Source organism: Sporocytophaga myxococcoides DSM 11118, assembly GCF_000426725.1.
GTDB lineage: Bacteria > Bacteroidota > Bacteroidia > Cytophagales > Cytophagaceae > Sporocytophaga > Sporocytophaga myxococcoides.
This window is the reverse complement of sequence record NZ_AUFX01000003.1, coordinates 213900-225605: the sequence shown is the minus strand read 5'-3', so window position 1 is coordinate 225605 and position 11706 is coordinate 213900. Positions and strand designations below refer to the sequence as shown.

At 37.0% G+C, this 11706-nt stretch carries 12 protein-coding genes; 6 read left to right on the top strand and 6 right to left on the bottom strand.

The genetic code is table 11. The features are described 5' to 3' along the window. Positions 1 to 587 precede the first annotated feature (587 nt). The 5 genes from K350_RS0100705 to K350_RS0100685 form a co-directional block, all read right to left on the bottom strand. Complete coding sequence (locus K350_RS0100705; RefSeq protein ID WP_028978279.1) at positions 588 to 1100, bottom strand: YceI family protein; 513 nt, start codon at positions 1098 to 1100, stop codon at positions 588 to 590. Positions 1101 to 1119: 19 nt separating this feature from the next. Beyond that, positions 1120 to 1995 (bottom strand): 4,5-DOPA-extradiol-dioxygenase, encoded by an 876-nt coding sequence (gene ygiD, locus K350_RS0100700; protein ID WP_028978278.1) that lies wholly within the window; start codon positions 1993 to 1995, stop codon positions 1120 to 1122. Between the two features lie 68 nt (positions 1996 to 2063). After that, on the bottom strand, positions 2064 to 2654 hold the full coding sequence (locus tag K350_RS0100695) for a YceI family protein (RefSeq protein WP_028978277.1): 591 nt from the start codon (positions 2652 to 2654) through the stop codon (positions 2064 to 2066). 157 nt (positions 2655 to 2811) lie between these two features. After that, complete coding sequence (locus K350_RS0100690; RefSeq protein WP_028978276.1) at positions 2812 to 3462, bottom strand: NADPH-dependent F420 reductase; 651 nt, start codon at positions 3460 to 3462, stop codon at positions 2812 to 2814. Positions 3463 to 3571: 109 nt separating this feature from the next. Then, entirely contained in the window at positions 3572 to 4153 is a 582-nt protein-coding gene (locus K350_RS0100685) for a Crp/Fnr family transcriptional regulator (protein ID WP_028978275.1), read from the bottom strand. A gap of 250 nt (positions 4154 to 4403) precedes the next feature. Between K350_RS0100685 and K350_RS0100680 the strand changes: the two genes are divergently transcribed. Continuing rightward, positions 4404 to 5537, top strand: a complete 1134-nt coding sequence (locus K350_RS0100680) for a porin (RefSeq protein ID WP_028978274.1) — start codon at positions 4404 to 4406, stop codon at positions 5535 to 5537. A 99-nt stretch (positions 5538 to 5636) separates the two neighbouring features. Next, a complete protein-coding gene (locus tag K350_RS0100675) occupies positions 5637 to 5852 on the top strand; it encodes a hypothetical protein (protein WP_028978273.1) in 216 nt (71 codons plus the stop codon). A gap of 29 nt (positions 5853 to 5881) precedes the next feature. Here the strand turns inward: K350_RS0100675 and K350_RS30605 are convergent, their stop codons facing one another. After that, positions 5882 to 6307, bottom strand: a complete 426-nt coding sequence (locus K350_RS30605; protein ID WP_051312733.1) for an OsmC family protein — start codon at positions 6305 to 6307, stop codon at positions 5882 to 5884. A 131-nt stretch (positions 6308 to 6438) separates the two neighbouring features. Here K350_RS30605 and K350_RS0100665 point away from each other — a divergent pair, with 131 nt between their 5' ends. From K350_RS0100665 to ccoN, 4 genes are all read left to right on the top strand, one after another. Continuing rightward, positions 6439 to 6912 (top strand): hypothetical protein, encoded by a 474-nt coding sequence (locus K350_RS0100665; RefSeq protein ID WP_028978272.1) that lies wholly within the window; start codon positions 6439 to 6441, stop codon positions 6910 to 6912. Further along, positions 6897 to 9293: a heavy metal translocating P-type ATPase gene (locus tag K350_RS0100660; protein ID WP_028978271.1), complete on the top strand. Its 2397-nt coding sequence runs from the start codon at positions 6897 to 6899 to the stop codon at positions 9291 to 9293. Before K350_RS0100665 ends, K350_RS0100660 begins: the two co-directional genes overlap by 16 nt. A gap of 84 nt (positions 9294 to 9377) precedes the next feature. Then, positions 9378 to 9548: a cbb3-type cytochrome oxidase assembly protein CcoS gene (ccoS, locus tag K350_RS0100655; protein ID WP_028978270.1), complete on the top strand. Its 171-nt coding sequence runs from the start codon at positions 9378 to 9380 to the stop codon at positions 9546 to 9548. 1 nt (position 9549) lies between these two features. Beyond that, positions 9550 to 11676: a cytochrome-c oxidase, cbb3-type subunit I gene (gene ccoN / locus K350_RS0100650; RefSeq protein ID WP_028978269.1), complete on the top strand. Its 2127-nt coding sequence runs from the start codon at positions 9550 to 9552 to the stop codon at positions 11674 to 11676. Positions 11677 to 11706 lie beyond the last annotated feature (30 nt).

Sequence of the window (11706 nt, the reverse complement as noted above, 5' to 3'; positions counted from 1 at the left end):
GCAAGAATTAACTTTAATAATACAGCTTAGGTTTCTACAGGGAATTAAAAAGGAATTAGAATTACTTCAGAGGGGATTGGCACTAAGGTGTAAAATTATAAGGATTAAGTATTTAGTTTTCCTTAGAGGTGCACTGTGTAGCATATTCACTAAAAACCTCACCCTAAATCCCTATCCCAAGGACATGGCCGTCAACTTAGTGACTACATGAAGAGATAAGCAAGAGTTTGAGCAAGAGCAAGAGATCTTTTAATAAATAAAGAGAGGGTTTCTTGCTCTTGCTCAAACTCTTGCTTGTTTTTTCTTTCAAAGAGAACTTGTGGGCTGAGGATAAATCTCAAATTTATAATTGTTTCTTCCTTAAGTTGACGGCTATATCCTAAAGGAGAGGGACATTAATGTATATGTTATTAGCTATATCAGATGTAAAAGCATATTAATTTTCATCGACTGTTCCCTTCTCCTTCAGGAGAAGGGTTAGGGATGAGTTGCATTACTATAATGCTAAAAGTAAAACAGCCCATTCTATTTTTGCTAAGGGTAGCAGAAATAGAATGGGCTGTTTTGTAATGTATTGTAGTAAATAATTAAGCTTGTTTCTGATATTGTACTTCAGCAGTAATAACAACCTCATCGCTTACCAGAAAGCCTCCTGTTTCAAGGGTAGCATTCCAGTTGATTCCCCAGTCTTTTCTGTTAATTTTTCCGGTTACTGTAAAACCTGCTTTGGTATTACCCCATGGGTCTTTAGCTACACCACCAAATTCTACATTTAGCTTTACAGGTTTGGTAATACCTGCAATAGAAAGATCTCCTTCCAAAGTACTTCCGTCAAATTTCTTCCCTGTGAAAACTAACTGAGGGTGTTTTTCAGCATTAAAGAATTCAGCTGATTTTAAATGTCCGTCTCTTTGCTCATTTCCAGTATCAATAGAAGAAAGATCTGCTGAAAAATTAATTTTCGCATCTTTAAAATCATCACTTGGAGCTTCCACTTCAGATTTAAAAGACCTGAAATGTCCTTTTACATTGTTGATCATAAGGTGTTTTACCTTAAACCCTATTTCGCTATGCGCCGGGTCTAGAATCCATTTTGCCATATTATATCTTTTAAAAAGTTTAATTCGAAAGTTTAACAGATGTCATTGATATAGATCCCAATTCGGTCTTATCATTAAACAGCACAGGAGTTTCTTTATCCTGTTTTAAGCCAAGCGCATAAAGCAATGGCATATAGTGTTCAGGACTCGGTACGGCCAGCTGTACTTCTTTCCCTAGCAGATGATAATTAACCAGGGAATTGTGATTGTTTTCCAGTATCAGTTTTTTAACCTTTTCATTCGCTTCAATGGCCCAATCAAACCCTCCTTGAGTATTCCAGTCAGCACGATGCAGATTGTGCACAATGTTCCCGCTTCCCATAATTAGTATCCCTTTTTGTCTTAAAACCGAAAGTTCTTTTGCCAATTCGTAATGCCATAAGGGATCCTTTGTATAATCCATGCTCATTTGAATGACAGGAATATTAGCTCCCGGATACAGATGGGCGATAACACTCCAGCTTCCGTGATCCAATCCCCAGTTGTGATCTAACTGAACAGAAGTTTTTCTTACAATTCCTTTTACTTCCTCAGCCAGTTCCGGACTTCCCGGAGCCGGGTATTGAAACTCATGTAATTCTCTTGGAAAACCACCGAAATCATGAATGGTTTTAGGTTTTGTCATTGCCGTTACAAAAGTACCTTTTGTTTCCCAGTGGGCAGAGATACAAAGAATCGCCTTAGGTGTAGGAAGGCTTTTTCCTGTATCCTGCCATCCCTTGGAAAATTCATTTTGCTGCAAGGCATTCATTGGACTTCCATGACCGAGAAATAAAACAGGCATGGTTTCCGTGGGTTCAAATTCCGAAGTGAGTTTATTGAGTTCTTTAAGATTCACAGCTCCTCCCGCGAAAGGCATTAATGCTAGTATTTTTAAGAAATCTGTCCTGTTCATAATAAATGGAATTATGTTCGGGAAAAAAAAGAGGGCTGATTCATTGTCAGCCCTCTTTTTGTTTCTGCTTATTTTGCAGCTACCAGGTCGACATTCAATTCGAAGTCATCGTTGATCGCTTTATCTCCTAGGTTATCGAAGAAGCTACCAGAACCATATTTGATATCATACAGAGTTCTGTTTACAACAATCTTAGCTTTAGCTTTGATCTGATTTCCTACAGTCTGGATAGTAGCAGGAAATTCAAGCTCTTTAGTAATACCTTTGATAGTAAGGTTTCCTTTAACGTTATACTGATCTTTACCAGTAGATGTAACTTTAGTAATTACAAAAGTTGATTTCGGGAATTTTGCAGTAGAGAAGAAATCATCTGATTTCAAGTGTCCAACAAACTTCTCATTGTAAGCTGCATCAGCAACATCTGTACAAGTCACTGAGTTCATGTCAATAGTGAAAGAACCACCTGTGAAAGTTTTACCGTTAGAGATAAGTTTACCATCTGCAATGTTGATACCGCCAGTGTGCTCACCTGTTACTTTTTTACCAAGCCATACTACTTTGCTTTGTTTTGCATCTACTTTGTACTCTGTTGTTCCTGCAGTGAATGCCATTGCTAAAAAGGCGAAGATTACTGCGATAAAAAGACCATTACGTTTCATAGTTTTTAATTTAGATTTATTGGTTTTATAGTTAATATTTAATTAATATTTTTTTTCAGTGATTTAATAACACAAAGTTAATTTAATTGACTCCTTATTTCCATTGACCTGGATTAAGAAAATTCGTTGATTCAGATCAATTTTGGTTATCATACCATTAGCTTTTTGAAAAAAGTACCTTAAAGCTTCCGGATTCAGGAATATTGTTCTTTCTACACAACTGAATAAGAATGAGCATCATGCTTTCAAGCGTTCTGCTGGCACTCAGGTTACCTGCCAGTTGAGGTACAAATCCTGATTCTTTTGCAAGAGAACAGACCGTAGCAACAGCTGTTTCATCATCTCCGGCTATAAAACAATCTGCATGCGTTATACTCTTGAGATCCGAAGGAAAGATTGTATTAAATGCCTTGACGACTTTTGAATAAGGAAGATATCCTTGTAGCTCTTCAGCAGCGCTAGAGAGCGAAGAGGTCAGTAATTTGCTCTTATCTTCATTCAGGGGATTGATAAGGCTAATAACAATTTTCCCGGTAACTACATCTTTAATATAATCCGCCACTTCTTGCTGTATCTCATAAGCAACTGCCGGAATGATTACATCTGCTTCCCATGAACCTTCATGAATGCAATTCAATATTTCAATATCAGCATTAGGCAATTCTGCAAAAATATGATCATACGTCTTATGACATTTTTCAGAATCCTTATCCATTAACAGAATATGATGTCCGCTGGCTGCAAGGCTTTTGGATAATGCTGAGCCCATTGCTCCTCCGGCTCCGATAATTGCAATGGTCTTTTTCATCTCTGCTTGTGTTTAAATCATTTAAATCTATAACACAAAGATAGGGTATATCGGTCGTTCGTGACATTGATCTGCATCAAGAAAAAGCATTGATACAAGTCATAAAATTTCAGGAATTAGAAGCCTGCTTTTTCCTTATTCTGCTGATTGTCTCAGGCTTTATTCCAAGAAAAGATGCAATCATATGTTGTGGTACCCTTTGCACCAGATCCGGATAGGTTTTTAACATACGCATATATTTCTCTTCAGCTGTATTGGTAATGGTGGATAGCAATCTTTTGTGCATAGCAATAAAACTTCCCTGGATCAATAAGCGGAAGTAACGTTCGAACTTTGGTATATGCTCAAATAATTTATCCTGAGATGGTTTATCCAGTAAAAGTATTTCAGTATCTTCCAGTGCATCTATATTATATATAGCCTCTTCACAGGTAAGGAAACTGTTCATGTCAGTAATCCACCAGTCTTCGGGAGCAAACTGTATGATATGTTCTTCTCCTTTATCATCAACTGAATAGGACCTTAATAATCCTTTGTTAACAAAAGCGACATATTCAGCTATATCTCCAGCCTGCAGCAGGTATTGCTTTTTCCTGAGCTTTTTAGGAATAAAGAGCGTTTTACAAAAGTCCTTATCTTCTTCTGTAATCTCAATTTTCCGTTTTATATTTTCAAATAATAAATCAAACATTGCTATAAATTTTCAGGCAGATAGACTTACCCGAAGCCGCAAAAAAGCAAAAAAAACCTTATTTTCTAAATTTATTATCTAATGGTTACCCAATAAGATTCTTTAAAATAGTAATTGAAGGTATTTTTATTGAAAATCAGATATTTGCAAAATTATTTTCAATGTGCTTCTTAAATCAGGAATGTAATTTCAATATTCTATTCCCGGTAGTTTTAAAAAACAATTCTAAAATACTTTACTTTGTTCCATAATGGATAGGTTGATTTTCTTGTTGGTGTTCATTTTTATGATGAACAACTCAATTATTTGCCCCGCACAGGAATCAGATAGCTTGATCGTAAAAGACGCTCCCGATGTATCATTCTGGGGTTTTGCGGATATTTATTATGGATATAATTTTAACTTACCACCATCGCGTGTTGATGGTGAACTGGTTACTGGCAATAGTTTTCTTTATTCTCACAACAGGCATAACGAATTTAACCTTAATAATGGTATTGCAGGTGTTGATTATATTAATGATAAGATGCGGGGAATACTTGCACTTCAGGCAGGTACTTATGTAGAATATAATTACTCAAATGAGCCTGTAATGCTCAGGTTTATTTATGAGGCCTACGGTGGTTATCAACCAATAAAGAACTTATGGATTGATGCGGGTATCTTTACTTCTCACCTTGGAGCAGAAAGCGCCATATCTTCAGAAGATCTTACCTTATCAAGATCTATGATGGCAGAAAATTCACCTTACTATGAGACAGGAGTCAGGGCAGCATATGATGTAAGTGATAAGTTATTGATTAGTTGTTTAGTTTTAAACGGATGGCAAAACATAACTGATCACAATAAAAACAAAGCTTTAGGAACACAGATCCAATTCAAACCTTCAGAGAACTTACTAATGAATTACTCCACTTTTTACGGAAAGGAAGTTGGAGCATATGAACAAATAACTGGAGTAATAAACACAGATTCTTTATCTACACCAAGATTCTTCAATAACTTTTACTGTCGAGCTGATATAGCAAGATTCACGCTGTTAGGAGCTTTTGATATCGGCCTTCAGAGGAAAAGAAAAGCGACAGGTAATTATCTCTGGTTTAACCCAAATTTAATTTTAAGTTATTCAATCAGTGATAAATTAAGTGCAGTTGCCAGATGTGAATATTATAATGATAAAAATGGTGTCATTATTTATACAGGAACTCAGAATGGCTTTCAAACATTTTCAGGTTCGTTTGGACTTAATTTTAAACTTGCAGAATATTTATTATGGAGAATAGAAGGGAAGGTCTTTGATTCTAAGGATAAGGTTTTCCTTACTAAAGATAATCAGTCAGACAAAAGTGTATTGGTTCTTTCCTCTGTTGCTGTTAAGTTTTAATAATCCTATTTATAAAAATCCTTTCATATAAAGTCACAATTACTGAATATGAATCCAGAATAACCTTTAACATTTGATAGGTTCAGAGGTTTTTCAAGTATGAAAAATTATAAACTATCAGTCATCTTTGTAACTCTGTACCTCTTTGTATTTACCGCTTTATCCAGGATGGATGTTGAATTGGGGATTATGTTATCGCTATTCTCATTATCCCCGTTTCTGGTTTTATGGATGGTATATTCTGTACTGAAATATGGGAAACATTCCGGTAAGACTTTAAATGAGCGGGAATGGGGCTATGAGGACAGAGCCTGACCAATCAGGTTCCTGTTTTTTTTCCTGGCTTATTCAAATATTGGATGAATCTCAATATTGATTTTTAATGCTCTTCTTGAAGGACATGCTGTTTCCGCCTCATCCAGACATCTCTGAGCTAGCAGGAAAGAACTATTATTTTTAAGTTTTACTATAGGTCTGATCAGAATTTCTTCTGTTGTAAACTTCTCTGCTCTTTTTTCAAGCTTCACAAAGCATTGACTTTGATAAGATATTACTTCAAGGTTATTTTTCTCGGCTATTTCCAGAAATGTAGTCATAAAACAAGAAGACACAGATGCACCAAGCAACTGTTCCGGTGTCCACTGGTTCTTTTTTTCAGTGGGTGTTTCTATCGGAGAAAAAACCTTTATCTCATCAACTCCATGTGAGGTAAGAAATCCGGCTTTTTCTGATTTCCAGGACAGATCTATTTCATAGAAGTATTCTTCCATTGTTTTAATAATTTATGATTCAAATATAAGTTATTGTGCTGCAGACAGTGATGACATATATTATTCGAAAAACTGATATTTGTCATTTATTCCCTTTTTGAAATCGAGTTCCTTTGTTCAAAATAATATTTATGGAAAAACAAGGATACAGGGGAATTATGCTCTTACTTATATTTTTATGGGCCGGCATGATTCTGGGCATTTCATTTCTTGAAGCCCCTCTTAAATTTAAGGCTCCTAATGTCACTCTTGGTATTGGGCTGGGTATCGGAAGACTGGTTTTCGGTACACTTAACAAAATCGAGCTGTTATTCTCTTTTCTTCTAATAGCATTAAGTTTCATTACAAGACCACCAATTAAATTCAGATACCTACTGGGATTATTATGCATGATTCTTCTCTTCCAGACCATCTGGCTATTGCCAGCTCTAGATGAGAGAGCACAGATTATCATAGATGGTGGTATACCTTCAGGAAATTCCCCTCACATGTATTATGTAGTTGCTGAAGTAATCAAGTTGATAAGTCTGATCACTGCTGGTATTATATTTTTTAACAATAGCATGAAATTGATTCAAAAGGAGGGACTATGGAAAGCATCATAGAGCAACATGAAGTTAAATGCTATCATTGTGGAAATGAATGCGAAGGTTCTGATATTAAGATCGACTCAAAAGTCTTCTGCTGCAATGGCTGTAAAAGCGTTTATGAAATCCTTGACGCTAATCTCCTTTGCGATTATTATGCACTGGATACTCATAATCCCGGAAATAAAATTGAAGAAGCTGGCAAATCCAAATATGCTTTTCTTGATGAAGAAACCATTATTGCAAAAGTATTAGATTTTCATGAAGGAGATACGTTTGGTGTAACGTTCTACATCCCATCCATACATTGCAGCTCCTGCATATGGCTGTTGGAGAATATGCAAAGGGTTCATCCCGGTATAATAACATCGAATGTCCATTTTCGGAAAAAAGAAATAAACATTCAGTTTAATAACAAGATATCATTAAGGCAACTCGCTGAACTGCTGATGTCGCTGGGCTATGCACCTGTTATTAATTTTAACGGAAAAGAGATCAATAGGAAAACTGTTGATAAAGCACTTTTATATAAGATTGGTATTGCAGGCTTTTGCTTTGGAAATATAATGATGCTCAGCCTTCCTGAGTATCTATCTGTTTCAGATAAATTTTCAGGTGATATAAAAGGATTATTCATTTTCTTAAGTCTGTTCCTTTCTCTTCCTGTATTCATCTATTGTGCAGCAGACTATTTTGTCAGTTCCTGGAATGCAATTAAGACAAGAACAGTCAATATTGATCTTCCTATCGCATTGGGAATAATTGCAGCCTTTTCACAAAGTATCTATGAAATCTATACAGGTAAAGGACCTGGATATCTGGATTCTCTTTCTGGCCTTGTATTTTTTCTGCTGATAGGAAAATGGTATCAGAATAAAACCTATGAGGCTCTATCATTTGAAAGAGATTATAAGTCTTATTTTCCATTGGCAGTTACCAAGATTGAAAACGGTTCTGAGTGCTATGTTACACTGGATAAATTAAAGGCTGGCGATACCATTCTGATTCGTAATAAAGAAATAATACCAGCTGATGGCTATATTCTTGAGGGGACCGGTGTTATTGATTATAGCTTTGTTACTGGTGAATCAAGTTTGACCACAAAAGAAACAGGACAAAAGGTATATGCAGGAGGGCGACAAGATGGCCCTGCTGTTAAAATCATCACAAGCAAGGAGGTTTCAGAAAGTTATCTGACCCAGTTATGGAACAAAGACAATGCAACGGATAAATCCAATGGCCTTGTTGAATTCACCAACAGAATCGGAAAATATTTTACAATAGCTGTATTGCTCATCAGTCTGGGGTCCTATCTATATTGGGTAGGAAAGGGTTCTGGAATTGCTTTGCATGCTGCAGTGTCAGTGCTGATCATTTTTTGTCCATGCATTTTTGCACTGGCCATTCCATTTGGTTTTGGCAAAGCGATGAACATTTTGGGAAGAAATGGTTTGTTTCTGAAAAACACAGAAACTATTGAAAAGCTTGCCCATAATGATTCTATTGTGTTTGACAAAACAGGAACTATTACCACTACTGAAAATCCAGAGGTATCATTTGAAGGAGAGCTTACCAATGCAGAATCAAGCATGGTAAAAGCCCTTGTTAAAAATTCAACCCATCCGCTTTCCAGAAGCATATATAATTATCTTAAAGTGGATACCTCTTTAAAACCTGATTCCTTCATCGAAATACCTTCTCAGGGAATAAGGGGCAAATTTAATAACATAGAAGTCATTGCTGGTACAGCAGAAATTGCTGGCCTTCGAATCAGTAAAGACTCTGGAATGGTCTCAGGCTCTAAGGTATATGTAAAGATCAATAATGAAGTCAAAGGTTATTTTGTATTCAGAAACAGCTATAGAAAAAGTTTTGAACAGATATCAGGAATATTAAAAAAGAAATATACGCTTCACTTACTAAGTGGGGATAATGATTCGGAGAGAAGTTACCTGAATAATTACTTTCCACAGTTTAACCTGCACTTTAATCAGACTCCTCAGAGTAAACTGGATTACATAAAAGAGCTGTGTAAAAATGAGAAGGTAATGATGATAGGAGACGGGCTGAATGATGCAGGTGCTCTGCAACAAAGCAACTGTGGAATCAGCATTACTGAAAACTGTGGAAATTTTTCTCCAGCCTGTGATGCGATATTGGATGCTTCAGCTTTTTCTCGTTTGCCGGTCTTTCTGAAATATGCAAAAGCCTGCGTGAAATCAGTTTATGGTAGTCTTGCTATTTCCCTATCCTATAATGCAATAGGATTATATTTTGCAGTTCAGGGGCAATTAAAACCACTCGTAGCAGCTCTGTTGATGCCAATAAGCTCAGTATCAGTGGTATTATTCGTGACCATTATGAGCGGTCTTTGGGCGAAAAAATATGGCCTTAGATAAAAGTGACAAATATCATTTTCCGGGTTGTTTTACCTCATTCTTCCCTGACTGCTTTACCTATTAATTTGTATCAAACAATAAGCAATGAGTGTACTGATCATACTTGTGATTTTCAGCCTGCTGGTAGCAGGATCGTTTTTGGGAGCTTTTATATGGGCTATCAGAGACGGACAATACGAAGACGACTATTCTCCATCTGTAAGGATGTTATTTGACTCAAAAAAATCAGAAATAAAACATAAAAGTAACAAGTAATATGCACTTAGAACGGTTTTCATACGACAATGCAATCGTCCGGAATTTTGCCTTTGCAACAATGATCTGGGGAGTCATAGGAATGCTCGTCGGACTCACGGCAGCGCTTCAACTCGCATTTCCAGCCTTGAACTTCGGACTCGAGTTCACCACATTCGGAAGAATCCGGCCATTACACACTAATGCTGTAATCTTCGCCTTTGTAGGAAATGGAATTTTCACAGGTGTTTATTACTCTTTACAGAGACTCTGTAAAACAAGAATGTTTAGTGATGTGCTTAGCCAAATCAACTTCTGGGGATGGCAGCTGATCATCCTTTCAGCAGTAATTACTCTGCCGCTGGGTTACACCACCAGCAAAGAGTATGCTGAACTGGAATGGCCTATAGATATCGCAATCACGCTTATCTGGGTAGTTTTCGGATGGAATATGTTTGCTACTATCCTTAAAAGAAGAGAGAAGCACTTGTATGTCGCTATCTGGTTTTATATTGGAACCTTCGTTACGGTTGCTGTATTGCACATTGTGAACTCATTTGAACTTCCGGTGACCTTTATGAAAAGTTATTCCTGGTATGCAGGTGTTCAGGATGCTCTTGTTCAATGGTGGTATGGACATAATGCAGTTGCATTCTTTCTGACAACTCCATATCTGGGACTTATGTATTACTTTGTTCCGAAAGCTGCAAACAGACCGGTTTATTCTTACAGACTTTCAATCATACACTTCTGGGCATTGATTTTCCTATATATCTGGGCAGGCCCTCACCACTTGTTATACACGGCTCTTCCTGATTGGGCGCAATCACTTGGTGTTGTATTTTCTGTAATGCTTATAGCACCTTCCTGGGGAGGTATGCTGAATGGATTGCTTACTTTGAGAGGTGCATGGGACAAAGTACGTGAAGATGTCGTTCTTAAATTTATGGTGGTGGCATTAACCTGTTATGGTATGGCTACCTTCGAAGGTCCGATGCTTTCTCTGAAAAATGTAAACGCTATTAGCCACTTTACAGACTGGACTGTAGCACACGTACACGTTGGTGGACTTGGCTGGAACGGATTTCTGACATTTGGGATGTTATACTGGTTGTTCCCGAAATTATTCAGAGTAGAACTGTTTTCAAAAAGACTTGCCAACTTCCATTTCTGGATCGGCTCTTTAGGAATCATTTTCTATGCACTTCCAATGTACTGGGCTGGTTTTACACAAAGTTTGATGTGGAAAGAATTTACAGCAGAAGGTTTGTTAGCATATCCTAACTTCCTTGAAACTGTAACTCAGATAAAAACAATGTACATGCTTAGAGCTCTTGGAGGAGCAATGTTCATAGTAGGTACAGTAGTGATGTGCTACAACTTATTTATGACGGCTAAACAAGGTTCATTCCTTGCTAATGAAGAAGCTGAAGCTCCAGCGATTCATAAAGATGTAAAAGAAGAAAATGAGCACTGGCACAGACTGATTGAACGAAGACCTGTTCAGATGATGGTACTTAGTCTTGTCGTAATTCTGATAGGTGGAATTGTAGAGATGATACCAACATTCCTGGTAAAATCAAATATTCCGACAATAGCAAGTGTAAAACCTTATACAGCTTTGGAGCTACATGGAAGAGATCTTTACATCAAAGAAGGATGTAATAACTGTCACTCACAAATGGTAAGACCATTCAGATCTGAGACTGAGAGGTATGGAGAGTATTCAAAGGCTGGTGAATTTATATATGATCACCCACACCTTTGGGGCTCAAAGAGAACCGGTCCAGATATTCACAGAGTAGGAGGTAAATATCCTGACTCATGGCACTATAATCATATGCTTGATCCGGAAAGTATGTCTCCTGGTTCCATCATGCCTGCCTATCCATGGTTGTTTGAAAAGGACCTGGATACCACTACTACCGCAGGAAAAATTACTGCAATGAGACAACTGGGAGTGCCATACCCAAGTGGTTATGAGGCTCAGGCAAATGATGACCTTAGAAAACAGGCAAATGAAATTTCAGCAAGACTTAAAGAGTCTGGAGTAAAAACAAAGAGTGAAAAAGAAATTATTGCTCTGATAGCTTATCTGCAAAGATTAGGAACTGATATAAAAGCAAAACCACTAGCTCACGAAGACTGATTATCGTTATGTTAAAATTTGTAAAATATC